The organism is Halothece sp. PCC 7418 (genome assembly GCF_000317635.1).
Taxonomy (GTDB): Bacteria; Cyanobacteriota; Cyanobacteriia; order Cyanobacteriales; family Rubidibacteraceae; genus Halothece.
In genome coordinates this window covers 546,207-571,001 of the sequence record NC_019779.1, presented here as the reverse complement: position 1 = coordinate 571,001, position 24,795 = coordinate 546,207, and the positions used below count along the sequence as shown (strand labels likewise).

Sequence of the window (24,795 nt, the reverse complement as noted above, 5' to 3'; positions counted from 1 at the left end):
CAATTTGTGAGAGGAAATAACTGATGGTAAGACGACGTTCTACCCCTTGGATTTATCGCTGGTCTCGTCCAATCATCGGCGCGATCGCGCTTTTAGGAGCAATTCTCACCGCTTATCTCACCGTCCAAAAATTAACCGGTCAGACCGTCGGTTGTGTCGCTGGTACGGATGCTGGGGGGAATTGTAGCAATGTTCTCAACAGTCCGTATGCAACTGTTTTTGGATTGCCTTTAAGTTTATTTGGCTTTGGGGCTTATAGCGCGATCGTGCTGTTTTCTCTGGGGCCTTTATTAATTAATCCCCAGCAAAAGAAGGCTTTACGTAAACAACTGGAAGAATGGAGTTGGTTTCTCCTTCTAATCGGGTCAGTCGCCATGACTGCTTTCAGTGCCTACCTAATGTATCTTTTATCCTTTGAATTAAAAACCTTCTGTCCCTATTGTATTGGTTCGGCGTTCTTTTCTTTAAGTTTATTAACCCTCACCTTACTGGGTAAAGATTGGGATGATTTAGGACAAGTTTTCTTTACAGGAATTGTTGTGGGGATGGTGACGTTAGTGGGGACATTAGGCATTTATTCTGATATCAATAACCAGCCAGCAGTTGCTCAAGAAGCCAGTGTGATTCCTTTAGCCGACTCTGCACCTGAACCGCCAAAGGGGTGGGAAATTACGACAAAATCAGGACCTGCTGAAATTGCTCTGGCTGAACATTTAAGCAGCATTGGCGCGAAAAAATATGGTGCGTTTTGGTGTCCCCACTGTTTTGAGCAAAAACAGCTATTTGGCAAAACTGCCTTTGATAAAATCAACTATATTGAATGTGACCCCAGAGGAGTGAATCCGCAACCAGAAGCCTGTCAAGCAGCCAAGATTCAATCTTATCCGAGTTGGGAAATTAATGGTGAAATCTATCGAGGAACACAACCTCTAGAGCGATTATCACAACTTTCCGCTTATCAAGGATCAACTGACTTTAAATATCAATTACCATAAGACAAGTTACTTTAATTAGATATGCTGTTTTGAGTGGACTCGAACAGCATTTTTCAATATTGTTTATTCAGTCACGATTAAGGAAAGATGCTAGTACCAGCAGAAAAGTCAGTGAAACTACAACTAGAAAAGCGTTTAGAAGAAGAGCGCGTTAAAGAAGAGCGGATGCACGATGTTCTATTATTACTAGGTAACTTAGTGGAACGGGAAGAAGCAACGGTCAAAATTATTTTAGATTGTTTATATGATGTTGGCTCAATTAATATTATTAATAAAAAAGTGGGATTTCGTCCGATGAATCGGTTTTTAAAGGCGATCGCGCGTTTAAGCAAACCTGCATTTAGAGCCGTGGCTTGGCGGTGGTTTAAAGGCAATTGTCCGCAACTTATTACAGAGTGGTTGCGGACAAAAGTAACATTTTAAAAAGCAGAAAACGCTTAACGTTCTACCTTCATTTTCTCCACTAATTCCACTAACTCTTCCCGACTTGCTTGATACACTTGACCGCAGAAGTGACAAGTTGCTTCTGCGCCATCATCTTTTTCAATCATATCTTCTAACTCAGCAATCCCAAGTAACTTTAACGCCCCCATCATTCGTTCAAAAGTACAACCACAATGGAAGCGTACCATTTGCACATCGGGAAAAATCTGTAATCCCATATCGCCCAACAATTCTTCAAAAATACTGGTTAAGGTTTTCCCTTGTCGCATCAATGGGGTAAAGCCAGATAATTGACCCACTCTCGACTCTAAGGTTTGCACTAATTCTTCATCATGGGAGGCTTTGGGGAGAACTTGTAATAAAATTCCACCAGAAGCAGTGACCCCTTCTGCACCCACAAACACACCCACGAGCAACGCAGACGGCGTTTGTTCGGATGTCATTAAATAATTTGCCACATCATCACCAATTTCACCAGAAACCAGTTCTACGGTACTGGAATAGGGATACCCATAGCCCACATCCCGAATCACATAGAGATAGCCATCGCGACCCACAGCACCGCCGACATCTAGCTTACCGCGATCGTTGGGGGGTAACTCCACCGAGGGATTCTGAACATAACCACGAACCGTTCCATCAACTCCTGCATCCACTAATAAACCACCAAGAGGACCATTACTCTTAATGCGAAGATTAACCCGAGATTGTTCCTGCTTCATATTAGAAGCCAATAATAAACTAGAGGACATTGCGCGTCCTAATGCTGCGGTAGCGACATAAGACAGATTATGTCGTTGTCGGGCTTCTTCTGTGAGTCGGGTTGAAATCAGCCCAACCGCTCGAATCCCGCCATCTGCTGCTGTCGCTCGAATTAACTGATCTGCCATAAAACCCCTTACATTTCTTTACATTTGCTGCTCTTTCTATGGTATTCGCTATTTGAGATTTGTTATCACTTTACGCTGATTATTCTGCAATTAACACAATTTTTGAAAAGTCAAGTTACAGTAATAAAATCTGAATTGACGGTAGGGTGGGCATTGCCCACCCTACTACTGATTATTCTGCAATTAAGGACAGAGGTGTTAGGATTTCTTGCCTTAAAGCAACTTAAATATATGTATCAATACTTGAGTTTGGGTAACTAAAATTTGGAATACGCTAAGACTCTATCTGAGGAATTTTTTGAACGGTATGGTACGCACTCTGTTGTCGAACATAATGTTTATCAACATATTGAACCTCGAATTGCGAATTTAGACTGGGAAAATTTATCTTGGAAAGCACTTGCTCAACGTACTGAAGCCTTGTTTTTAGAGAAAAAAGATATCACTTCTCTACATAATTGGGCGATTGCAACTTATTATCAAGCACAAGTCCACCCAGAAAAAATGGAAGATTGGATTACTGCTTGGTGTTGCGCGATCGCGAATTTAAGAAATGATCCAGCTTTAAAGGATATTCCTTGGTTAGGAAGTGAAACAATAGACTTTGAGCAACTTTCTCAAGATTTGAAAAACTTCTTAATGAGTTTTAGAGAAGGAAAAACTAAACTCAATGAATTAAGAAATATTGATCGAAATAATGTCACTCTATTAGAATTATCAAAGCAAATTACTCAAATAGAAGAACAGCAAGAAATTTCTCGATTGTTAGATGATGGTAATTTAAAATTAGCAGTTAGAAAAGCGCGATCGTCCCAAGATGAGAAAATACGCTATATGGTGGCAGAAATTTGTATAAAAATTTTAATTGAGGGAGTCGAAAAGAGAAATTTATATCAAGAGGATATCATGCAATTAGGACGTTGGGCTTATAGCTTATGTCCGAATGAACCAGATTTTTATACCCTTTATAGAGAATTAGGATTACGCTAATATTAAAAGCCTACTTGACTGAGAAAACTTTTGAAATCCCTATCTGTCGTAGGTTAGCTTGACCAAGGGTCGCAAAGCGTGAGGACAGGGGTCTCTTCCTAAACGGAAGGCGTAATCTTTGACTCGTCACCCCACAAAACCCTTGCTAATGTTGGGTTTCGTTACCTCAACCCAACCTACATTTTGGATCTTTTGTCAGTCAATTAGTTAGTATTCAAAGCATCAGAATAATATTAAAATTCTCTTTTTAGGAAGAAACTTTATCTAGGAGCTTGCTCATGGAATCTCAAATAACCCCTAATCCTTATGATGTTTTGGAAGTATCTTCTGGAGCTTCAAAAAAAGAAATCATGAAAGCCTTTACTCAAGCAATGAAGCGCAAAAAATATTCCCCTAGCCTCATTGCTGAAGCCAGAAAGAAATTAAGTAATCCTCAAGAGAGACTTAAAGCAGATTATTTACGTCCAATTTTTCCGATTACGCAACGGTTTAAGCGTCAAAATTATTCCGAATTAGAACAACCTGCTCCTGAGTTGAAATTAATCTCAGAATTTGATAAGGTACAGTCCTTAATTGACTCAACTGAGTCAGTTAAGGAAATTGATAAAGAAATCGGTATCGACTTAGTAAATTCTCTTTAATAAATATGACACCAAATGAGCAACAACAATACTGTCTAACTCCAAAGCAGTATCAGGAGTTATTAGACAACTTAAGCGGTTTGTTAAAAGATAAATTCTCTTTAGAACAAGAAATTAGAGAAAAAACAAGCCAAACCAATGCGGAAAAAGCAGAATTGTTCTTAGAACTGTTAGAACTGTATGATGGTTTAGAATCTTTGATTACTGCTTTAAAATATAATCCTGATAATCCTCGTTTAATGAAACGACTTCCCAAATCTTTAACTAGTTTACAAAATAAACTGTTAACGATTCTTAAAAGACGGAATGTAACTCTCATTGAACACTCTGACTCCTTCCCTGATTATTCAGTTTGTAAAGTTGTTGATCGCGAACCAAGAGATGATTTAGAAGAAAAAACCATTACTAAAATTGTGCGTCAAGGATTTTGGTTCAAAGAAAAAATATTACGCTATCTAGAAGTAATTACTTCTCAACGTTCTAATCAATCGGATTAGATATAATAATTTGTGAAGTCGGGAAGGGGCTAAAATCTATGACTACTTTTCATCCCAGTGAGACCCGTTCAGAGATTTTTTATCCCAGTGAGGATGGTGAACCTTTTGCAGAAAGTTACGTTCATCTTGATGCAATATTGACGACGTTGGAAGTGTTACGTCAATACCTGAGTGATCAGCAAGCAACTGTCTTGAGCAATCAATTTTTATACTATGCCCAAGGGGTTCCCAAACTGCGAGTCGCACCAGATGTGATGGTGATTTTTAATGTCACCCCTGGAGGGCGAGATAATTATAAAATTTGGGAAGAAGGAGAAGTTCCTGCGGTTATTTTTGAAATGACCTCCAAAGGAACACAACGGGAAGATTTAGAAACGAAGAAAACACTCTATGAAAATTTAGGAGTTACTGAATATTGGTTATTTGATCCGAAAGGGGAATGGATCGAAGAAAAATTGCGCGGTTATCGTTTAGTGAATGAAACCTATCAACTCATTGAGGATGGACATAGTGAACCGTTAAACCTAGACTTACAGGTAGAAGATACGCTCATTGGCTTCTATCGCGCTGATACGGGAGAGAAATTACTCATTCCTGAAGAGTTAGCCCAAGCCTTGAAACAAGCGGTACAAGCGCGAGAAAATGCGGAAAGACGTGCAGAGGAAGAACATCAACGAGTGCTTGAACTAGAAGCCCGTTTAGCCCGCTATCAGCAGCAGTTTGGTGACTTACCAGAATAATTCCTCAACTTAGGCGGTTTGCGGTGGGGTCCCCTGTAGAAAGCAGGGTCGTTTCATTCTTTAGCATTTTAGTTGGAAAAATTGTCTAGATCAGTTCCAAGAAGTTCAGCAATGGTAAAAGTAATTTTAGGAAAAGCCAGACTTGAAATGCTCAAATTTTGTTGTAAAATTTGAAGATGAGAAAAGCGATCGCGCAACGGATTTTGATATACTTCTACACTATTTTCATTAAGATCAATCAGCCACACTTCTGGAATTTCAGCCTGAGCATATAAAGGGATTTTAATCTCGCGATCGTAAGTAATGCTACTGTCTGCAACTTCAACGAGTAAATAAATGTCTTGTGGTTGCGGATGTCCACTGGCATAATAATCAGAACGAGGATGTAATAACACTACATCTGGTTGTGGTTGCGATTGATTATCTAAAACAATCGGATCTTGTATTCCTCGGATGGCTTGGTTTCCTATGCGTTGACCGAATAAGTCATTCAGACGTTTAACCGTTGCAGCATGACGATAACCAATGGGAGATATGGGAATAATTTCTCCTGCCATTAATTCTACGCGATCGCGCTCTGTTAAAATTCCAACTTCCGCCATTTTTTGATATTCACTGACCGTAAATAAACGTTTTTCCAATCGCATCATTAATTCATTTTTTTATAACCAAGGCGCAGGAGTTGATAGGATAACTGTACACATATACCCATAATACTGGGGATGATGGTGTACTGAAATAGAACTTGATTCGTGAAAAGTAGTCCTAAAAAACAGATTCTTCCTAAAAGCCATACATAATACACAAAACTTTTTTGCAAACTATAGGAAAGAAAGAACAAAAAAGCGAGGATAATGGGTAACAGGGAAGACCAATTGTCTAAAGTGCTAAATACAAACCATTGAATTTGATAAAACCATTCCCCAATTTTTGTAAATTGTAAGGGAACTAATAGTAAATAGAAAAATGTTCCCAGAATTTTATTCAAGATTGAACTAATCCCCAAACAGCCACTGTTATTCAACTCTTCATTGCTTTGGGCTGTGTTTTCTGGGGTAACATTTTTATCTCCTTTCCAAATATCTTTTTCAGTTGTTACGCTATCTATCCATAAAACCAAAATCATCGCCACTATTAGCGAGATCGCGCTTCCAGTAACACTAATTTTTGACGGATTAGAAACATCATCAGCAACACTAAAATCAGCAACTCCAAGAAAGAAAAAAACTGAGCCTAAAAGCAATAAATAAATTCCGCCAAACCAAGTCATCAACCATGTCAGCGAGGGAAGTTGCATAATCAGAACTTTGTTTTCTAGAAAATGGTTATTGTTGTATTTTAATCCTAATGAGTCATTGCTGATTCACTTGGGAACGTTCTATCGTCAGCAAATATTACTCTTCCTTCCAGAACCATTTACGGGTGTGAGATACTGAATATATAGCGTTTCCTAGTTGGTTGAGGTACGTAATGCGAGTCGGTGGATGTTCATGGTTCATGGTTCATGGTTCGTGGTTCATTGATTAACAACCAACAAATAACAAAGAACGAAGAACAAAGAACGAAGAACAAAGAACCAAAATTTAGAATGTACCTCATGAGATTGGGAAGTGCTATATACACAAAAATTAATATAAAAGCAGGGAGGGACCCTCATGGTCGCAACACCCGTACAAGAAAAGCGTTTAACCATTCAAACCGCCGATCTCACGTCTGATACCACTGCAATTCGCTGTTTAGATTGGGATCGCGATCGTTTTGATATTGAATTTGGTTTACAAAATGGAACCACTTACAATTCGTTCCTGATTCGGGGAGAAAAAACCGCTTTAGTCGATACCTCTCATGAAAAGTTCCGCGATCAATATTTATCGCAACTGAAAGCCTTAATTGATCCGACAGAAATTGATTATCTGGTGATTAGTCACACTGAACCTGATCATAGCGGTTTAGTGAAAGAGATTCTAGAAATCGCCCCCCAAGCCATTGTTGTGGGAAGTAAAGTGGCGATTCAGTTTTTAGAAGGATTTGTTCACCAGCCTTTTGACCGTCAAGTGGTGAAAACAGGTGAAAAACTCGATTTAGGAAAGGGTCATGAGTTAGAGTTTGTCAACGCGCCAAACTTACATTGGCCCGATACCATGTTGACCTATGATTGGGGAAACGGCATTTTATTCACCTGTGATGTGTTTGGAATGCACTATTGTAGCGATGACTTACTCGATAATGATTTAGAGGCAATTTCCCCCGATTATCGCTTCTATTATGACTGTTTAATGGGACCGAATGCGCGATCGGTTTTATCGGCGTTAAAACGCATGGGAAAACTGGGCGATGTGGCGATGGTCGCCAATGGTCATGGTCCGATTCTACGCTACAACGTGGAAGAATTAATTAATCGTTATCGCACCTGGAGTGAGAATAAAGCCAAGGGAGAAAAGACAGTTGCTGTCTTTTATGTTTCCGATTATGGTTACAGCGATCGCGCTTCGCAAGCCATTGCTTATGGGATTACGAAAACAGGTATTAATGTGGAAATGATGGACTTGTTGGCAGCCGATCAACAAGAAGTGCGAGAATTAGTAGAACGATCCAACGCTGTTGTGGTGGGAATGCCACCTGCAAGCGGAGAAAAAGCCAGTGAAGCCAGTGCAACTCTCGGAACGATTCTTGCTTCTGTTTCTTCTAAGCAAGCCATGGGCGTTTTTGAATCTTATGGCGAAGATGATGAACCGATTGATCCCATTAAAACTCGTTTCTCGGATTTAGGCTTAAAAGAAGTGTTCCCCGCTATTCGGATGACGGATACGCCGAATGAAAGCACTTACAAGCTGTGTGAGGAAGCGGGAACTGACCTCGGACAATGGTTACAGCGAGAGAAAACCGTGAAACAGATGAAGTCCCTCGATAGTGATTTAGACAAAGCCATGGGACGCTTAAGCGGTGGACTCTATATTATCACGGCGAAAAAAGGCGACCTGAAAAGTGCGATGTTAGCCTCTTGGGTGGCGCAAGCGAGTTTTGATCCGCCAGGGATTAGTATTGCTGTAGCAAAAGATCGCGCGATCGAGGCGTTAATGCAAGTGGGCGATCAATTTGTTCTCAATATTTTAGAAGAAGGGAACTATCAACATCTGATGCGACACTTCCTGAAGCGATTTAAACCAGGTGCCGATCGCTTTGAAGGAGTTAATACCCAAGGGGCAAATAACGGGTCTCCGATTCTCTCCGATTCATTAGCTTACCTTGAATGTGAAGTAGTTAGCCGAATGGAATGCAGCGATCATTGGATTGTTTATAGCAAAATTACCCAAGGGCGAGTTTCCAAACCGGAATCTTTAACCGCAGTTCACCATCGCAAAGTTGGAAATCATTACTAACTGTAGATTACTTACAACCCACGGGAGAAATCAAGATGAATAATCTATTTTACGAGTTTCCAAACAACCAGACAGAATTTTCCCGTGTGCCCTCCCGAAAAGGGGTCATTATTGGTGCAGGACAAGTGGGAATGGCTTGTGCATATTCCCTCCTCATCCAAAATACACTGGATGAATTGGTGATTATTGATGTTAATCAAGAAAAGCTGAAAGGGGAAGTGATGGACTTAACCCATGGCTTACCCTTTGTTGAACCGACTCAGGTTGATGCGGGAACAATTGAAAGTGCCGTTGATGCTGATATTGTTATTATTACCGCAGGGGCAAAACAAAAACCTGAACAAAGTCGTCTCGATTTAGTCTCTCGCAATGTTGAAATTTTCCGCAGTTTAATTCCAGATGTGGTTCGTTACGCCCCACAAGCGATTATCCTGATTGTGACGAATCCTGTGGATGTGATGACTTATGTTTCGCAAAAATTCTCTGGTTTACCCCCATCCCAAGTTTTAGGATCAGGAACGGTTTTAGATACAGCCCGTTTTCGTTCCCTGCTGGCTCACCATTTCCAACTTGATCCTCGTAGCGTCCATGCTTATATTATCGGAGAACATGGGGATAGTGAAGTTCCCGTTTGGAGTACCCTGAATATTTCTGGAAGGCACATTTTTGAAGGAGAAACCCCTCCCGAGGATTTAATTAACGTTTTTGAAGAGGTGAAAAATGCAGCCTATGAAATTATTCAACGGAAAGGCGCAACCAGTTACGCCATTGGCTTAGGGGTAACGCAAATCGTACAAGCAATCTTACGCAATCAAAACCGCATTTTAACAGTCAGTACCCTGATTGAAGATTTTGTTGGCATTAAAGATATTTGTTTGAGTTTACCCGCAGTTACTAATGCCCAGGGAGTGAGTCGAATCGTTAATTTACCCTTGTCTAATCAAGAACAAAAACAATTACAAGACTCTGCACAAGTTTTGCGGAAAATCATTGATCAGCTAACTCTCTGAAGATGTTAGATCAAATTTACCTCTCATCAAGGGTAGGGTGAGCAATGCCCACCCTACTACTTTTTGTTGATCATAGAACAACTAGAGGATGATCAAATTCCAAAACGTTACATAGCTGTGGTTAGCTACACACCCAGTTCACTAAAGTCCGCACAGGGAAACCCGTTGCACCTGCATTATTAACGCCACTTTCTTTATCAGCCCAAGCAGTTCCTGCAATATCTATGTGCGCCCAAGGCGTTTCTTGGATGAACTGTTTCAAGAATAAAGCTGCGGTAATAGAACCACCTTGACGGGGGCCAACATTCGTCATATCCGCAATTTCTGACTTCATTCCTTCAAAATACTTGTCTTCTAAGGGCATTTGCCAGATTTTTTCCCCGCCAATTTCAGAAGCCGTTTTTAACTGTTCTGCAAGGAGATCATCGGTACTCCACAAGCCAGCAATATCATCACCGAGAGCAATGACACACGCCCCTGTGAGAGTGGCGAGATCAACAATCGCATCAACCCCTAATTTTTCAGTGAAAACAAGGGCATCAGCAAGGGTTAACCGTCCTTCCGCATCAGTATTATTCACCTCGATGGTTTTACCATTAGAGGCGGTGAGAATATCCCCTGGGTGCATGGCATGACCGCTAATCATGTTCTCTGTAGCTGCACTAATGAAGTGAACTTCCACATCAGGTTTCAGTTGGGCGATGGCTTTGGCTGCACCAAAGGTTGCACCAGCACCCCCCATATCCATTTTCATGGTTTCAATGCCACTCCCCGAAGGTTTCAGGTTTAAGCCCCCAGAGTCAAAGGTGACACCTTTCCCGACAATAGCAAGTTTACGACGAGGTGTTCCATCTGGTTTATAAGTAAGATGGATAAATTTTGGCGGAATATCCGAGGCTTGGGCAACACCGAGATAAGCCCCCATTCCGAGCTTTTCACAGTCTTCTTTTTCTAGAATTTCAAGTTCTAAACCGTGCTCGGTTGCCATTGCTTCTACTGCGTTGGCTAAGGTGACGGAGGTGAGGGAGTTTGCGGGTGCAGCAACTAGTTCTTTCGCGAAAATGACCCCATCACAAATTTGTTGGGCTTTGGTAATGGCTGCATCTTGGTTTCCCAGTTCTAGCAGTTCAACGCTTTCTAGTTTGAGGGGATGTTCTTCTGGTTCAGATTTGAAACGACGGTCTTCATAGAGGGCGAGGGTTACGCCTTCGGTGATTGCTTGTGCGGTAAGGGCGGGATTATTATCGAAGATGGGGAGACTAATGGCGAGGCTTTTGCTACGTTGAGACTTAGCTAACCGCGCGATCGCGCTTCCTGCTAAGCGAACCGTATCCAGCTTGAAATGGTCTGTTTCTCCTAGACCCACTAACATAATTTTACGAACTGGGGTATCTCCACCCACCCGCGTCACCACATTATTCCCTGCTTTCCCATCAAAGTCGGTTTCTGCAATCAGTTCTTTAATTGTTCCTGCTAATTTCTCATCTAATTCGGCAAGCTCACCCGTGACAGTGACACCACCCACAAATAATCCCACAGCAAGGGTATCACCACTCCAAGTTAAGGTTGTTTTGTCTGTTGCTTGGATTTGCATCTCTATACTCTCTACTTGTTATTCTTTATTCAACGCGCTTCTTATTAATTGTTAATTATTAGGCGTTACTTGTCAATTTATTTGACGCAATAACGATTGATTTTTGTCACTAATTTGCTTTCTGGGGCAGTGGCTTTTTGCAACCGCTTTCGGGCTTGTTTTAATTTTCTTTGATCGGTTTTTTCATAAGCTTTAACAAAGGCTCGGGTTGCCCTTGCTGTATCTTGGTACAGAATCATAAAATCTTTTTGGTACTGTTTTAACTGTTCATCTGTAATTTCTAAATTTGCCATTTCTTCTGCTGCTAGTTCCATGGTATCAGCAGCTAATAAAGCAGCTTCTGGATCGCTACTTTGTCCACCATTGGTTAAGGTTCTTGCTTCGGTTACGGTTTCATTTGCAATCTCAATAATCTCTCGGCACTGATTGGTTTTTGTCGCTGCACAACTACTACTCATGAAACCAATTATTACCGCTAAAAATAAAGTTCGGATGCTGTCTTTTCCCATGAAACTACTCAATTAATCCTGAAAATCCCTATCCAGTTAATAAATATTATCAATGGTCACTGCTTCCCCTTGGTCTGTCCTTCTTCTAGCTTCCCTTGCCATTGTGAATTATCCTGATAAAAGGAGTCTCAACATTAGCTGATTAAATTAAACACTTAGGATGAGTACTGTTTCTTCCCATCGTAAAGCCAAAGCTCTCAAAGCTGGTAGTCCCCGTCCCGCGAAAGCTCTTTGTAGCGAATGTGGGTTGTGTGATACCTACTACATCCACTATGTTAAAGAAGCCTGTGCCTTTCTCCATGAGCAAATAGCAGACTTAGAAGCCCAAGCCCATGGACAAAGCCGTGATTTAGAAAAAGAAGACGATCTCTATTTTGGCGTTCATCAAGAAATGATGGCAGCCCGAAAAAAAGAGCCGATTGAGGGAGCGCAGTGGACAGGCATTGTCAGCGCGATCGCGTGTGAAATGCTCCAACAAGGGAAAGTGGAAGGTGTCGTTTGTGTGCAAAACACCCCCGAAGATCGCTTCCAACCCATGCCAATCATAGCGCGGACTCCCGAAGAAGTTTTAGCAGCGCGAGTGAATAAACCCACTCTCTCCCCGAATCTCTCCATCCTAGAAGAAGTGGAACAATCGGGCTTCAAACGTCTCCTTGTGATTGGGGTCGGTTGCCAAATCCAAGCGTTGCGAGCGGTTCAAGATAAACTCGGTCTCGAAAAACTCTATGTCTTAGGAACGCCCTGCGTGGATAACGTTACCCGCGAAGGACTCCAAAAATTTCTCGAAACGACCAGTAAGTCTCCCGAAACCGTGGTTCACTACGAATTTATGCAAGACTTTCGGGTTCACTTTAAGCATGAAGATGGCAGCATTGAAAAAGTTCCCTTTTTCGGACTCAACACCAAAGAATTAAAAGATGTCTTTGCCCCTTCCTGCATGAGTTGCTTTGATTATGTCAACTCTCTTGCCGATCTCGTCGTCGGTTATATGGGCGCACCGTTTGGTTATCAATGGATTGTCGTTCGCAACGACATCGGAAAAGAAATGTTAGATCTCGTTCAAGATCAACTGGAAACCCAAGCGGTGAGTTCAAAAGGCAATCGCAAAGCAGCGGTCCAACAAAGTATTCCCGCCTATGATCAGGGAGTGACCCTTCCCATGTGGGCAGCAAAATTAATGGGGGTCGTGATCGAACAAGTGGGCCCGAAAGGCTTAGAATATGCTCGTTTTTCCATTGATTCTCACTTCACGCGGAACTATTTATATGTCAAACGCAACTATCCAGAGAAGTTAGATGACCATGTGCCCGAATATGCCAAGCGCATCGTAGAACAGTACGAACTACCCAAAGACTGAAAAGATACACTAGACAGTAGCAAACCTCATTGGAGAATCTCTCATGAATGTTTTTGGCATTGGCTTACCAGAAATGGCGTTGATTTTTGTGATTGCGTTACTGGTTTTCGGTCCGAAAAAATTACCAGAAATTGGGAGTAGTCTCGGCAAAGCCATCCGTGGTTTTCAAGATGCTTCTAAAGAATTTGAAAATGAATTTAAGCGGGAAACCAACAAAGCACAAAGTAATGAGTCTGTAAAAATGAATGCTCAGCTTGAACCGAGTGCTTCGGAAACGGTCTCTGATGGCGAATCAACCCACGCCAAAACCACCTCTGATCAAGAAGAACAAACCAAAGTCTAGCAATTCTTTGGCTCAAGTTATGATGACGTTGAATCAGCCCCACAAAAGGAGACAAGCATGAGTGAGCAAAATCCTTATGAACAACTAGGCGTAACAGAAGATGCGTCTTTTGAAGAGATACAGGAAGCAAAAGTTCGTTTAACTAAAGAATACGAAGACGATCAGCGACAAAAAGAAGCGGTAGAAGCTGCCTATGACTCCATTATTATGGATCGGTTGCGCCTCCGCCAAGAAGGAAAAATTAAAGTCCCTGAACGGATTCGTTTCCCCGAACGAGCCAAACCAGCCAAACCTAAACCCCAAGCCCCGAACCCTGCATCTTCTCCCGCCTGGCTACAGAGACTTTTGGATACCCCTTCTCGTAATGATTTATTAATTTCTGCGGGGATTTTTGTTCTGTTGGTTGCGATTACCCTCTCCTCTGGTGACAGTGCTTCGGTCATGTTAGCCCTTGGTTTTGCAGCCACAGCTTATCTCTTAAACCGCAAAGAAAACCGTTTGGGTCGTTCTTTACTCATTACTCTGGCTAGTTTATTGATTGGTGTGGGTTTAGGTGCAGCCCTCGCCCCCGTTGTTGCTGCGGGAATGGCTTCAGAGCAGTTTACTGCGTTAACGACTTTGTTTCTGTTTTGGTTGAGTAGCAGTTTCTTGCGCTAGAGTTTGGCTCTCCTAATCCTGTAAAATGCTCACCAGTCGTTAAAGGAAACATCAGTTATGAGTGAGGAATCAGTCATTCCAGTGGTCGTTAATGGTGCTGCTGGAAAAATGGGTCGAGAAGTGATCAAAGCTGTTGCGGAAGCAGAAGGGATGACTTTAGTGGGGGCCGTGGATCAAAATCCCGCTTATCTTGGTCAAGATATTGGCGAAGTCGTGGGTTGTGGTCCCCTTGAAGTTCCCTTACTCAATGAGTTACAGGGAACGCTGGTGATGGCAACCCAGTATCCCACACAGGGAGTCATGGTTGATTTTACCCATCCTGATAGCGTTTATGAAAACACTCGCACCGCGATCGCGTATGGAGTGCGCCCCGTAGTGGGAACAACGGGCTTAACCGATAAACAACTGTCTGATTTGACTGATTTTGCGGAAAAAGCAACCACAGGTGCACTGATTGTCCCTAATTTTTCCATTGGCATTGTCTTACTGCAACAAGCTGCAATTCAAGCTGCGAAATACTTTGATCACGTAGAAATTATCGAACTGCACCATAATCAAAAAGCAGATGCTCCCAGTGGAACAGCGATTAAAACCGCACAAATGCTCAGTGGTGATAAAACCTATAATCCAGCGCAAGTGGAAGAACAAGAAACGTTAGCGGGGGCAAGAGGGGCGTTAGCGAACGATAATATTCATATCCACAGTATTCGTTTACCAGGTCTGATTGCTCACCAAGAAGTGATTTTTGGGGCAAGTGGTCAGACTTATACCCTCCGTCATGATACCAGCGATCGCGCTGCCTATATGCCTGGAGTCATTCTTGCCATTCGTAAAGTGACAGAACTAAAATCATTGGTGTATGGGTTAGAAAATATTTTATAAAATCAAGCTCCGATCACAATCACTTTTGTTTCGCCAAAAATCACCTAACCTGAAACCAAGAGTAATCCTCACCCGTCTGCTTTTCTGTGTGCCTTGTGAATCACTCTTTTTTGAAGTTAAGGCAAAAGGCAATTATGACGCTATCTCATCCCCCGCGAAGACTAGAATCTGATGCTGAACTCATGATCAATACGCTATTTAGTGAAGTTGATCAAGCGTTACAAAAAAACCGCCGTTTTGAGCATCTGCAATCAAGAGAACATCATGATCACTCTCAACAGGGAAACCCCGTTTCTGGGACTCCATTTTCTGGGGGCTATAACGAGGATGACCCTGAAAATTTTGCTTTTCGAGATGATCCCCTCCATGATGTAAACTTTGATCCCTTGGAAGAGTTTGAACAAGAATTTTCCGAACCTCCTCCACCCCAGTCTCCTTTCTGGACACGCCATCTGGACAAAATCATTTTCTTCTCATCTTGTTCTCTCTTTATGGGGAGCTTGCTTTTAATCGAAGACGATCATCAATTCTCATTAGCCAGTTTACAAGAGATTCAGGCTGCTATGGCAGACTCAGAGCCCGAAGAGCCTCAGATCACTGACACGAATCCTGAGTTTCTGAATTATATGGAGCGAGCACTGGTAGAAATTGATCGAGAACAAGCTCTTGCGGAAAAACTCAAAGCCCAGCAGAAGATTGACCAAGCCCAACCACCTGTCACCCCCATTATCCCAGAGACGAAACCGCAGCCAACGCCAGTCTCTCAACCCCAAAAGCCACAATCTGTCGCTACCTTACCCGCGCTTCCTCCTCCTCCCCCAGCCCTGGCAAAGGCTAACCCCCCAACTCCCACTCCGAGTCCACAGCCCCAACCCGCTAAAACCCAGCAATCGGAAAACCAAACAGTAACGCCAACTCAACCCCCAGCACCCTCCACGGACAGCCAACCACAAACGCCGAAAACGACTCCTGAAATCTCTCCTCATCGGCTAGTGGGATTATTAGAATTAGGGGAACACTCTGCTGCGTTATTAAAAGTTCAAGGAGCAACCCAACGCATTATGCTAGAAGAAACCATTCCTGGCAGTAACTGGAAACTAGTATCGGTGGCTAACCAAAAAGCAACCTTTAGGAATCATGAGCAGCAAAAAGTCATGTTTGTTGGTGAAGAAATGTCTGTGCAGTAAGGAGACGGAGCGGTGGGTTTATTAGACGATTTAACACATTTTTTAGAAACGCGGTTGGATGATTTTTTAAAGAAAAATCCCCACTTAGAATTACAAGCGTTAGAAGAACAATTACGAGAGCAAGAAAAAGATACGATTCGCTTAGTCTTAAATCTACAACAGCAAGAAAAGAAAATTGAAAATGAAATTCTTTCCCTTGCTCAAGATATTAAACTTTGGCATCAACGCATTGATAAAGCAAGAGCAGCTAACCGTGAAGATTTAGCGCAAGCAGCCCAAGAAAAAGAAGCGAGTTTGTTACGCCTCGGAAACCAACGCTGGGGAAAAATGAAAGGGGTGAAAGAGCAAATTCGACAAGCCCGAGCACTGATTGAGCAGATCAGACAGCGTCAAAAAGAAGTTAAAGCGAAAGCCCAGCAAGTAAAGCAAACCCAGCAAACCACTTCCAGGGCGACCAGCAGTTGGAATACAGACGAAATTTATTCTTCTGCTTATAATCGCAGCTTTGACCCTTTAGAAGAAGAGTTCCGCAATTGGGAAGTGGAACAAGAATTAAAAGAAATGAAGCATCAATCATGAGGCGGAGAGGAGAAAGTGTGATGAAACCAGAAAAAGCAGCAGTTGTCGAACGTAACCCTCTCCAACGTGGGGAAATGGTAGTCCGACGGGATCAAATGCTCGTCGCCCCTAAAAACCGTCGTTAGAGCATCTAGACCAATCGCCTCTATATTCGGTACAATTGTTAGATGTGACTATAAAATTGACCACTGGAGAAAATGGTAAAACTGCGTTTAAAGCGATTAGGTAAGAAAAGAGAAGCTAGCTATCGGATTGTTGCGATGAATAATAGTAGCCGTCGCGATGGTCGCCCCTTAGAAGAATTAGGATTTTATAATCCCAGAACAGGTGAAACTCGACTGAATGTTCCAGCTATTGTCAAGCGGTTGCAGCAAGGGGCAAAACCTACTGAAACCGTGGATCATATTTTGAAAAAAGCGCAAGTGTATCAACAAGTGAATGCCTAATTATGTCAATTCCTCATCCCCCGCATCGCATCAGCCACAATATGCTGAATTAGTCCAGTTTTTATTAACCCCCTTACTGGATGTCCCTGAGAGTTTACGAATTGATTGTGAATGGACTAACAACAATCAACGGGTTTGGATTCGTTTGGCGTTAGAACAAAGTGATCAGGGAAAATTATTTGGGCGAGGAGGAAGAAATCTGAGTGCGGTGCGTACTGTGTTGACCGCTGCAGCCTCAGCAGTTCAACAGTCTGTATATCTGGATGTTTATGGGGAGAAAGAGACAAGCAGTGAGGCTGGGAAAACGAGGAAACCCACCTCAGAGCGACCCCAGAAACCAGTGGGAAAAGATGGGAAGAGAAAACCGCAAAAACGGTCTAAACCTAGTCCCAATCGTTCGGCTGATCAACGATCACCAGAACTTAAGTAAGGATCAACTCCTCCTGTAGTCACCACTACGGTGTCTCATTAAGTAACGCCAAAATACTCCTAATTGATTCTGATGACAGAGGCGGTCAAAACCATTGAATTACCCAGTAGCGAGAGCGCGATCGCGCTAGCCGGTCCCCAAGAAGCCAATCTCAAAACCCTTTCCCGACAAACGGGGGCAAAATTGGTGATGCGGGGACAAGAACTGTTAATCACTGGTAAAGAAAAACCAGTAGAACGATGTTTAGCGGTGGTGCGATCCCTCAAACCCTACTGGGAAGAAGGAAAAGCGATCTCCAAAGCGGAGATCATGACCGCCTTCCAAGCCCAAGATACAGGGCGTTTAGAAGATTATCAAGACTTACAACAAAATGTTCTGGCGCGTACCCGCAAAGGGGAACAAATTCGCGCTAAAACCTTTCGCCAACGCCAATATATTAAAGCGATTCAGTCTCACGATATTACTTTTTGCACGGGACCTGCGGGAACGGGAAAAACTTTTCTCGCTGCAATTCTAGCGGTACAATCTTTATTAAAAGGAGACTACGAGCGTCTTATTCTCACCCGCCCTGCGGTAGAAGCGGGAGAAAAATTAGGCTTCCTCCCTGGAGATTTACAAGAAAAAGTTAATCCCTTTCTGCGTCCTCTCTACGATGCGCTGTATGAACTGATTGACCCCGAAAAAATTCCCGATTTAATGGCAAAAGGAACGATTGAAATCGCGCCTTTAGCTTATATGCGAGGGCGAACGCTTAATAATGCGTTTGTCATTGTCGATGAGGCGCAAAATACCACCCCTGCGCAGATGAAAATGGTACTGACTCGCCTCGGCTTTTCTTCACGCATGGTCGTGACAGGGGATATTACCCAAACCGACTTACCCTATCATCAAGAGTCTGGTTTAGTCACTGCTTTAACCATTCTGAAATCAGTGGAAGGGATCGCCGTTTGTGAATTCTCTCAAGGGGATGTGGTGCGTCATCCGCTGGTGCAGAGAATTGTTGCTGCTTATGAACAACATGAAATGTGATCAGGTCTGCTGAAACAGTCACTTCTTATTGATCCTGATTGATTTCTTCTGTGAACTGGTTATTGAGAATCACGCGATCGCGCCCCGATTTTTTAGCTTGATACAGCGCATTATCAGCCATTCTAATCAAGGTTTTTGGCGCACAATCATCTCGGGGAATAATACTACTGACACCAACGCTAATGGTGACATAAGGACTGACTGGGGAATCAGGATGAGAAATTTGTAATTCTTTGATCGCTGTGCAGATTTTTTCCGCTAACTGAAATGCGCCTATTTGCGAGGTCTTAGGAAGTAAAATTGCAATTTCTTCTCCTCCATAGCGAGCGACTAAATCAAGGGGACGGTTGACAATTGCTTCAATCCCCTGAGCAACTTGTTGTAAGCATTGGTCTCCTGCTTGATGACCTAAGGTATCGTTGTAGCGTTTGAAGGCATCTAAATCGCATAAAATTAAGGATAACTCAGCGCGATCGCGCTTTCCTTGTCGCCATTGTTCATCTAAATACTCATCAAATCGCCGTCGGTTTGCAATTGCGGTTAAGCCATCATAAGAAACCAAATGCTGGAGTTTCTCATTGGCTTGTTTCAATGCTGTTTCCGTGCGTAACCGCTGCATTAATGTTCCTAACTGATTAGCAACAGATTGAATTAATTCCAATTGATCAAAACTTAGGGGTGAAACTTGAGATGTTTGACCATCAGATTCAGAACCATCTGAGAAAAACAGCAAGACAGCTAAGACTGTTCTTTGAAAAAGAATTGGCACTCCCAATAAGGTTTTTAAACCCAGATTTTGGATGTTTTTTTGTAATTGTTTGCAGGAATCACACCGACTGAATTGCTCAATATTTTTAATATCAACGAGGGATTGAATTTCTTGAGATTGAGCGATTTGTTTAACTAAGTCCTTCTTGACGTTAACAATTGTTTCTTCTTGGTTCTCATGTAACCGATCTAAGCTCGGATCACTCGCATACCAAGAGTTGCTGTTTTCTAGTTCAGTTCCTTCCGCATTTAAAATCCATGCTTCTCCATAATCCCAGCCAATGATTTTACAGAGTTTTGTTAACACCTGCGCGATCGCGCTATCTAGAGTCTCTGCGGTATTCATAATTTTAGTTAACGTCAGTAAAACCTGTAAATCATAGTTCCGTTGTTCTAAGATCTGATTTTGTTCTAACAGTTGTCCTTTTAATTGCTTGAGCTCATTTTTCTGTTGTTGAATCGTGATTTGATGTTCAATCCTTGCAATCACTTCTTCCACTTGAAACGGCTTGGTAATATAGTCTGCTCCGCCGACCCGAAAGGCTTTGACTTTTAAGTGAGCATCTTCTAAAACACTTAAGAAAATAATGGGAATTTCTTTTGTTTTTGGATCTGATTTTAACTGCGAGGCAACCCGATAACCGCTCATCCCTGGCATACAAATGTCAAGCAAAATTAAATCGGGTGGGTTTTTATTAATATTATTTAAAGCGACCTGTACATTAGAAGCAATACTGACATGATATCCGCGTTCTTCTAATAAGTCACATAACAATAATAAGTTATCAGGAACATCATCAACTGCTAAAATTCTCGGTTCAAAGTCCATAAGATAAAAGTCAATACTTTTACGGTGTTTTTTTAAGTTATAAAGTTAACAATATTTCGCCTTAATAAAACGAATTATCAAAAATTAGAATGCAGAGGCAAGCTGTATCCTTACCCATTAATTTGGTAAGATAAGGGATAGCATCTCTGGTCTGGGTGAGGCACAATTTAATACTCGATTTTTTGGGTTTTAGATTGTTGTGCCTTGTTCCTTGATCAGTGTTCAAAGAAGAACACTCCATTATTTTGGGTCTCAACAGATTAAAAACTGCTAGAGATTTATCTTTTGTTAATTATTTTTTCATAATTTGCTCAAATATGACACAAACAATCTGGATCACACGGCATGGTAATCGGTACGACTTTGTTAACCCCGATTGGTTTATCACAGCAAAACTTCGTTACGATCCACATCTAGCAGAAGATGGAATTCAACAAGCTCAAGAACTGGGAAAAAGATTACAATCGGAAAACATTACTCATATTTTTTCTTCCCCCTTTCTACGCACTGTCCAAACCGCTCATGAAATTGCAAAAATCTTAGATTTATCGATCAAACTTGAAGCTGGACTCGGCGAATGGTTAAATCCCAGTTGGATGGATCATGACCCAGAAATTCGCTCTCCTGAAACGTTAGCTCAACACTATCCTTTAATTGATTTAAATTATAACTCACGAGTAATTCCTCAATATCCAGAAACCGAAGAAACGGTACAAACCAGAACCGCAGAAACAGCACAAAGACTAGCCAGTGAATTTGAAGGCGAGTTGTTATTTGTTGGTCATGGCGCTTCTGTTTTAGGAACAGCAGAAGGCTTATTAGGAGAACCACTCAATATTCGCGCTTCCTTTTGTTGTTTGACCAAATTAGTGCAAAATAATGGAGGTTGGGAAGTTGAACTTGCTGGTGATACCTCACACCTTTCAACAACAGAGAATACGATTCGTTTCAATTAGGAAAACTCAAGTATGACTTTACTCATTGCTGGTGATATCGGAGGGACTAAAACTATCTTACGGCTTGTGGAAGTCACAAAGCAAGCAGTTGATTTTCAAACTGTCCACCAAGTGACTTATCCCTCTCAAAACTATTCTGATTTAGTGCCAATGGTACAGGAATTTTTAGGAGAAACCGATTATACTCCGACAAAAGCCTGTTTCGCGATCGCGGGACCTGTGATCCAGCAAAGTTGTCAACTGACAAATCTCAGTTGGTATTTGGAGGCGGATCGCCTGCAACAGGAATTAAATCTTGAAGCCGTGAGTCTGATTAACGACTTTGCAGCAGTGAGTTATGGGGTCTTAGGGATCAAAAATGAAGAGTTAGAACCCTTACAAGGGGTTACGCCCCAAAAAGACGCTCCCATTGCCATTATCGGTGCAGGAACTGGCTTAGGAGAAGGATTTTTGATTCCGAAAGGGAATGGGGATTATCAAATTTTTGGCACAGAAGGAGGACACACCGATTTCGCAGCGCGATCGGAGTTAGAATTTCAGATTTTAAACTATATTCGCCAGCAAAAACAGGTTAGTCGGGTGTCTGTGGAAAGAATTGTCTCGGGACAAGGGATTATCTCGATTTATCAAGCCCTCAGAGATCTTAATATTCATCCTGAAGGGAATGCTTCCGTTGCAGAAACGATCCGTGAATGGGAAAAGCAACAACGGACTGAGATTGATCCAGCAGCAGCGATCGCGCAAGCAGCAGCAACCGATCGCCTTTGTGAAAAAACCATGGAACTGTTTATGGAAGCCTATGCAGCAGAGGCGGGAAACCTCGCCTTAAAACTACTCCCTTACGGCGGATTGTATATTGCAGGAGGAATTGCTGCCAAAAACTTAGCTTGGATGAAAAGCAATCGTTTTCTCAAAGTCTTTAAGGACAAAGGGAGAGTCAGCCCAGTGTTAGATGCAGTTCCCATTCATCTGATTCTCGATCCGCAAGTCGGTCTCATTGGTTCGATTATGTACGGTTTAAATCAATAATACCAAAGCCCTGTTCCTAGGAGAGAGGACGGAAAATGGCTGATAAGCGTCGATCGCGCAACGGACTCACCGCTTCTTCACCGACCAGGGATGCAACTTTGTCCAAAAAACTATCTGGCTCACAGTCTAATTCACCTTCACACCAAGCCTCCATCGAATCATAGGGTTCATCTTCTGGGAGATAAGACCAAACCGCAGGAGGACCCGATAACTGTTGAATCAATTGTGTGAGATCTTCCTGAGTCAGTTCACTATTTTCTGGATCGCGCCACCACAAGGCAATTTTGTCACTAATGGCTTGCGCTTTTTCTGGAGAGTTTTCGGGAAAAATTGGTTCGTTATTCATCGTTATGTGCTTCGGTTTCCGAGAGGAAAATCATTGTTTTTCTGTATTATGCCATTGTCTGTTCCATCAATTAAAGAAAATGATAAGGCGGAAGCGGATCACTGATTTCAATGCTCCAACTGGATAGAAATTGTTTCCATTGTTCCATCTTTTCCCCAAACACTGAGAAGCTGTGACTGTCAATTAGTAAATAAAAGCGTTCCGTATTTTCTTTCGGTTCGTCATGAATCAGTTGGGGATAAGTTTTCTTGATTTCTTCCTGCAATTTCTCTAAGGCTTCTTGTTGCTGTGTTTGATAATTGCTTTGTTGCTGATACCGTTGTTTTTTCGCTTGTAAATAGGCTTTCCCTTTTGCGGTTGAGGAGGAACCTTCTTCAGAAAAAGGAATCGGGGTTAGTTTGAGGGTCACTTCTACTTTTCCCGTGAGTGCGGTTAACTTTTGCTGGTAGCTTTCTTCATAAGCAGCTAAATGAGAGCGTAAATCTGCTTCCCCTCGAAAATACGTCCCAAAGCGCAGGGGAAGAACTGTCAAGCCTCGGAACAGTTCGCAAATCACCCAATCATGATGGACGACTGCTTGCACTAATTTTTGATCGTCTTCTTCTAATTCTGCCTTGGGAAGATTGGGTTCAACCACCGCAGCGATCGCGCCCTTTTCTATCATCTGTAAGTCTCCCTTGAAACCCTGCGGTAAGGAGAGGGTTTTTTCTGGAGAAAATAAGAAACAGTAAGTATATAACATTTTTAAAGTGATTTTTTTGGATAATTTATGTTGTTTTAATACAATTTTGATCCATCGCTTTTCTTGGTCTATCAAGGTACAAACCGACCAGTGACCAGTTACCAGTGACCAAATAACAATCAGTTCAGTAGAAATATCAAGATTTACACCTGATCACCTCCTCTAAAGTTTAAAAGAAATTAATCTTTAATTCATTCCCCAACTGTTGACAGAGATCGGAATTAAAAATATGATAATAGTCACAGATAGGGGAGTAAATTACTTCTTTATTTTTTGTCGTCAAAATTACTGAGAAAAATCATGGCTGTTGAAAAAACTAACTCTTCCTCCAGCTTAGGAGAAGTCGTTGATCGCATTTTAGATAAAGGTGTAGTGGTTGATTTGTGGGTGCGGGTTTCCTTAGTGGGAATTGAATTACTCGCCGTGGAAGCTCGGGTTGTCGTTGCTTCCGTCGAAACTTACCTCAAATATGCAGAAGCAGTGGGCTTAACTTCCTCTGCTGCTGTCCCCGCAGAATAATTGATTGATTCCTTATTCATCACTCTCGGGAGGCTCAAGTCAAAGGGTTTGGGTTTCCCTATCATTTATTAATTTATTTCGGGAAACTCAACTTATGGTATCTTTACGAGAACAGTGGGAACAACAAGCCCAACAACGACAAGCAGAAATTCGTCAGCGTCAAGCAGAAGTCCAACAGGCGCGTTCGAGCATTCAAAGAGATTTACAATTACAACAAGAAAATCGGATTGCTAACACTCAACAATTACAATCTGAATTAAATTTATTTCGGGAAAAGTTAGCTCAAAATACAGCAACTTTTTTAAGGGGAACGAATGAAAACCGTCAAGAAATGGCGCAAAAGTTAGAGCAAGAATTAAACCAATTTCTTGAAGAGTTAGAAGCCAGTACAGCGACAAAATTAAAACAAGCCAATGAACAACGCACCGTTGTCGCTCAACAACAGCAAGTGCTAGCGAAACAACTGAAAGCAGATTTAGCGCAATTTCGGGAACTGTTAGCGCAAACCAGTGTTAAACAATTGCAAGAGTTGACCTTAAATCGAGAACTGATGGCGGAGGAAATTAAAGACAGCGCGATCGCGCTCCATAATAGCCTCATCCAATTTCACGAAGATTTAGAAAATAGTACCGCGCAGTGGCGGGACGCAACCCAACAACAACAGCAGACCTTAGCCCAACAACTGCGAGAGGATTTAAATACGTTCTACACAAACTTAATTCAACAAGTCGATCAACTGCTCAATAACTTACAACGCAACCGTACGGTTAACGCCCAACAGCAAGCCCAAGCACTGGCTAACTTCCGTCATCAACTCACCGCTTATATTTGGGGAGAAACAGCAGCAAATGCTTATCCCGCTTCTCAACCCACAGTTGAAGATGATACCCCCTTTGTTGCCGATTTTTAATCAAGATGTTATTGGTTATTAGTTATTTGTTCTGGGTTCTGTGGTAACTGATCACTGCTATAACCTCATTCTTCTGTCGCCAACCCATTTGATAGA

Annotated in this window: 29 protein-coding genes; 21 read left to right on the top strand and 8 right to left on the bottom strand. The window is 42.1% G+C overall.

Going from position 1 to position 24,795, the window contains the following annotated elements; all coding sequences use genetic code 11:
- Positions 1-23: 23 nt before the first annotated feature.
- Positions 24-995, top strand: a complete 972-nt coding sequence (locus tag PCC7418_RS02625) for a vitamin K epoxide reductase family protein (protein ID WP_015224626.1) — start codon at positions 24-26, stop codon at positions 993-995.
- An 87-nt stretch (positions 996-1,082) separates the two neighbouring features.
- Positions 1,083-1,418: a hypothetical protein gene (locus tag PCC7418_RS02620; RefSeq protein ID WP_015224625.1), complete on the top strand. Its 336-nt coding sequence runs from the start codon at positions 1,083-1,085 to the stop codon at positions 1,416-1,418.
- Between the two features lie 14 nt (positions 1,419-1,432).
- On the opposite strand, the gene hslO is transcribed toward PCC7418_RS02620, so the two are convergent.
- Positions 1,433-2,329: an Hsp33 family molecular chaperone HslO gene (gene hslO / locus PCC7418_RS02615; RefSeq protein ID WP_015224624.1), complete on the bottom strand. Its 897-nt coding sequence runs from the start codon at positions 2,327-2,329 to the stop codon at positions 1,433-1,435.
- A gap of 264 nt (positions 2,330-2,593) precedes the next feature.
- Here hslO and PCC7418_RS02610 point away from each other — a divergent pair, with 264 nt between their 5' ends.
- The 4 genes from PCC7418_RS02610 (at position 2,594) to PCC7418_RS02595 (ending at position 5,197) form a co-directional block, all read left to right on the top strand.
- Entirely contained in the window at positions 2,594-3,319 is a 726-nt protein-coding gene (locus tag PCC7418_RS02610; protein ID WP_015224623.1) for a hypothetical protein, read from the top strand.
- A 278-nt stretch (positions 3,320-3,597) separates the two neighbouring features.
- Positions 3,598-3,960 (top strand): hypothetical protein, encoded by a 363-nt coding sequence (locus PCC7418_RS02605; protein ID WP_015224622.1) that lies wholly within the window; start codon positions 3,598-3,600, stop codon positions 3,958-3,960.
- A 5-nt stretch (positions 3,961-3,965) separates the two neighbouring features.
- The gene (grpE, locus tag PCC7418_RS02600; RefSeq protein ID WP_015224621.1) at positions 3,966-4,457 is read left to right on the top strand and encodes a nucleotide exchange factor GrpE; all 492 of its coding nucleotides are present in this window, start codon (positions 3,966-3,968) and stop codon (positions 4,455-4,457) included.
- Between the two features lie 38 nt (positions 4,458-4,495).
- A complete protein-coding gene (locus PCC7418_RS02595) occupies positions 4,496-5,197 on the top strand; it encodes a Uma2 family endonuclease (protein ID WP_015224620.1) in 702 nt (233 codons plus the stop codon).
- Positions 5,198-5,265: 68 nt separating this feature from the next.
- Here PCC7418_RS02595 and PCC7418_RS02590 read toward each other — a convergent pair whose 3' ends face one another.
- Together PCC7418_RS02590 and PCC7418_RS02585 are read right to left on the bottom strand one after the other, a co-directional pair.
- Positions 5,266-5,847, bottom strand: a complete 582-nt coding sequence (locus PCC7418_RS02590; protein ID WP_015224619.1) for a Uma2 family endonuclease — start codon at positions 5,845-5,847, stop codon at positions 5,266-5,268.
- Positions 5,847-6,494, bottom strand: coding sequence for a hypothetical protein (locus tag PCC7418_RS02585; protein WP_015224618.1), 648 nt, complete (start codon positions 6,492-6,494; stop codon positions 5,847-5,849). Before PCC7418_RS02585 ends, PCC7418_RS02590 begins: the two co-directional genes overlap by 1 nt.
- A 358-nt stretch (positions 6,495-6,852) precedes the next feature.
- Here PCC7418_RS02585 and PCC7418_RS02580 point away from each other — a divergent pair, with 358 nt between their 5' ends.
- Both PCC7418_RS02580 and PCC7418_RS02575 read left to right on the top strand, forming a co-directional pair.
- The gene (locus PCC7418_RS02580) at positions 6,853-8,577 is read left to right on the top strand and encodes a diflavin flavoprotein (protein ID WP_015224617.1); all 1,725 of its coding nucleotides are present in this window, start codon (positions 6,853-6,855) and stop codon (positions 8,575-8,577) included.
- Positions 8,578-8,612: 35 nt separating this feature from the next.
- Positions 8,613-9,587: an L-lactate dehydrogenase gene (locus tag PCC7418_RS02575; RefSeq protein WP_015224616.1), complete on the top strand. Its 975-nt coding sequence runs from the start codon at positions 8,613-8,615 to the stop codon at positions 9,585-9,587.
- 121 nt (positions 9,588-9,708) lie between these two features.
- On the opposite strand, the gene PCC7418_RS02570 is transcribed toward PCC7418_RS02575, so the two are convergent.
- Together PCC7418_RS02570 and PCC7418_RS02565 are read right to left on the bottom strand one after the other, a co-directional pair.
- Positions 9,709-11,181, bottom strand: a complete 1,473-nt coding sequence (locus PCC7418_RS02570; protein WP_015224615.1) for a leucyl aminopeptidase — start codon at positions 11,179-11,181, stop codon at positions 9,709-9,711.
- A gap of 77 nt (positions 11,182-11,258) precedes the next feature.
- A complete protein-coding gene (locus PCC7418_RS02565) occupies positions 11,259-11,690 on the bottom strand; it encodes a hypothetical protein (protein ID WP_015224614.1) in 432 nt (143 codons plus the stop codon).
- Positions 11,691-11,850: 160 nt separating this feature from the next.
- Here PCC7418_RS02565 and PCC7418_RS02560 point away from each other — a divergent pair, with 160 nt between their 5' ends.
- From PCC7418_RS02560 to PCC7418_RS02520, 9 genes are all read left to right on the top strand, one after another.
- Positions 11,851-13,047, top strand: coding sequence for a Coenzyme F420 hydrogenase/dehydrogenase, beta subunit C-terminal domain (locus PCC7418_RS02560; RefSeq protein ID WP_015224613.1), 1,197 nt, complete (start codon positions 11,851-11,853; stop codon positions 13,045-13,047).
- Positions 13,048-13,090: 43 nt separating this feature from the next.
- Positions 13,091-13,390, top strand: coding sequence for a TatA/E family twin arginine-targeting protein translocase (locus tag PCC7418_RS02555; RefSeq protein ID WP_015224612.1), 300 nt, complete (start codon positions 13,091-13,093; stop codon positions 13,388-13,390).
- A gap of 57 nt (positions 13,391-13,447) precedes the next feature.
- Positions 13,448-14,047 (top strand): CPP1-like family protein, encoded by a 600-nt coding sequence (locus tag PCC7418_RS02550; RefSeq protein ID WP_015224611.1) that lies wholly within the window; start codon positions 13,448-13,450, stop codon positions 14,045-14,047.
- Positions 14,048-14,104: 57 nt separating this feature from the next.
- The gene (dapB, locus tag PCC7418_RS02545) at positions 14,105-14,929 is read left to right on the top strand and encodes a 4-hydroxy-tetrahydrodipicolinate reductase (RefSeq protein WP_015224610.1); all 825 of its coding nucleotides are present in this window, start codon (positions 14,105-14,107) and stop codon (positions 14,927-14,929) included.
- Positions 14,930-15,063: 134 nt separating this feature from the next.
- Positions 15,064-16,116, top strand: coding sequence for a hypothetical protein (locus tag PCC7418_RS02540; protein WP_015224609.1), 1,053 nt, complete (start codon positions 15,064-15,066; stop codon positions 16,114-16,116).
- A 12-nt stretch (positions 16,117-16,128) separates the two neighbouring features.
- Positions 16,129-16,695 carry a TIGR04376 family protein gene (locus PCC7418_RS02535; RefSeq protein WP_015224608.1) on the top strand — a complete coding sequence of 189 codons (567 nt, stop codon included), beginning with the start codon at positions 16,129-16,131 and terminating at the stop codon, positions 16,693-16,695.
- 197 nt (positions 16,696-16,892) lie between these two features.
- Positions 16,893-17,141: a 30S ribosomal protein S16 gene (gene rpsP, locus PCC7418_RS02530; RefSeq protein ID WP_015224606.1), complete on the top strand. Its 249-nt coding sequence runs from the start codon at positions 16,893-16,895 to the stop codon at positions 17,139-17,141.
- Positions 17,134-17,571 (top strand): KH domain-containing protein, encoded by a 438-nt coding sequence (locus PCC7418_RS02525; protein ID WP_015224605.1) that lies wholly within the window; start codon positions 17,134-17,136, stop codon positions 17,569-17,571. Before rpsP ends, PCC7418_RS02525 begins: the two co-directional genes overlap by 8 nt.
- 72 nt (positions 17,572-17,643) lie before the next feature.
- Positions 17,644-18,600, top strand: coding sequence for a PhoH family protein (locus tag PCC7418_RS02520; RefSeq protein ID WP_015224604.1), 957 nt, complete (start codon positions 17,644-17,646; stop codon positions 18,598-18,600).
- A gap of 25 nt (positions 18,601-18,625) precedes the next feature.
- On the opposite strand, the gene PCC7418_RS02515 is transcribed toward PCC7418_RS02520, so the two are convergent.
- Positions 18,626-20,197, bottom strand: coding sequence for a diguanylate cyclase domain-containing protein (locus PCC7418_RS02515; RefSeq protein ID WP_015224603.1), 1,572 nt, complete (start codon positions 20,195-20,197; stop codon positions 18,626-18,628).
- Positions 20,198-20,514: 317 nt separating this feature from the next.
- On the opposite strand from PCC7418_RS02515, the gene PCC7418_RS02510 reads away from it, so the two are divergent.
- Both PCC7418_RS02510 and PCC7418_RS02505 read left to right on the top strand, forming a co-directional pair.
- Positions 20,515-21,153, top strand: a complete 639-nt coding sequence (locus tag PCC7418_RS02510; protein WP_015224602.1) for a histidine phosphatase family protein — start codon at positions 20,515-20,517, stop codon at positions 21,151-21,153.
- Positions 21,154-21,165: 12 nt separating this feature from the next.
- On the top strand, positions 21,166-22,182 hold the full coding sequence (locus PCC7418_RS02505) for a glucokinase (RefSeq protein ID WP_015224601.1): 1,017 nt from the start codon (positions 21,166-21,168) through the stop codon (positions 22,180-22,182).
- A gap of 16 nt (positions 22,183-22,198) precedes the next feature.
- Here PCC7418_RS02505 and PCC7418_RS02500 read toward each other — a convergent pair whose 3' ends face one another.
- Complete coding sequence (locus tag PCC7418_RS02500; RefSeq protein WP_015224600.1) at positions 22,199-22,528, bottom strand: hypothetical protein; 330 nt, start codon at positions 22,526-22,528, stop codon at positions 22,199-22,201.
- Between the two features lie 70 nt (positions 22,529-22,598).
- The gene (locus PCC7418_RS02495) at positions 22,599-23,270 is read right to left on the bottom strand and encodes a GvpL/GvpF family gas vesicle protein (RefSeq protein ID WP_015224599.1); all 672 of its coding nucleotides are present in this window, start codon (positions 23,268-23,270) and stop codon (positions 22,599-22,601) included.
- A gap of 300 nt (positions 23,271-23,570) precedes the next feature.
- On the opposite strand from PCC7418_RS02495, the gene gvpA reads away from it, so the two are divergent.
- Positions 23,571-23,789 (top strand): gas vesicle structural protein GvpA, encoded by a 219-nt coding sequence (gene gvpA / locus PCC7418_RS02490; RefSeq protein ID WP_015224598.1) that lies wholly within the window; start codon positions 23,571-23,573, stop codon positions 23,787-23,789.
- Positions 23,790-23,883: 94 nt separating this feature from the next.
- Positions 23,884-24,699 (top strand): hypothetical protein, encoded by an 816-nt coding sequence (locus PCC7418_RS02485; protein WP_015224597.1) that lies wholly within the window; start codon positions 23,884-23,886, stop codon positions 24,697-24,699.
- Positions 24,700-24,795: the final 96 nt, after the last annotated feature.